This is a genomic window from Colwellia ponticola (genome assembly GCF_005885605.1).
In the GTDB taxonomy this organism is placed as follows: Bacteria; Pseudomonadota; Gammaproteobacteria; order Enterobacterales; family Alteromonadaceae; genus Colwellia; species Colwellia ponticola.
Window position 1 is genome coordinate 1 of sequence record NZ_SZVP01000067.1, and the last position, 480, is coordinate 480.

The window sequence follows — 480 nt, forward strand, 5'->3', positions numbered from 1 at the left end:
TTGGTTCGTTGCAAGTTCCCGAAAGGATCCGCAGGACGGAGATGCCTTGTAACCGAATTTAACTAGGGGGAATCATTATAATGCTAGAAAGACACTTATTTACATCAGAATCTGTTTCTGAAGGACATCCAGATAAAATCGCTGACCAAATCAGTGATGCAATCTTGGATGCAATTTTAGAACAAGACCCAACAGCACGAGTAGCGTGTGAAACATCTGTAACAACTGGGCTTGTTTTAGTATTTGGAGAAATATCTACGACGGCATATGTAGATATTCAAAAAGTCGTACGGGAAACAATAAAAGAAATTGGTTATACACGTGCAAAATTCGGATTTGATGGAGATACAGCAGCTGTATTGGTTGCGATTGATGAACAATCTCCTGATATTGCTCAAGGAGTTGACGAAGCACTTGAGATCCGGGATGAAGATAAAAAAGACGTATTAGATGAAATTGGTGCTGGCGACCAAGGGTTAA

The 480-nt window shown here is 40.2% G+C and carries 1 protein-coding gene and 1 riboswitch; the gene reads left to right on the forward strand.

Translation table 11 applies throughout. The annotated features are described in order from the left end of the window. Window positions 1-3 precede the first annotated feature (3 nt). Window positions 4-83, forward strand: a riboswitch (SMK box riboswitch). After that, a partial coding sequence (locus tag FCS21_RS17665; RefSeq protein WP_281279982.1) for an S-adenosylmethionine synthetase N-terminal domain-containing protein occupies window positions 81-480 on the forward strand: 400 nt, incomplete at its 3' end. (Overlaps the previous riboswitch by 3 nt.)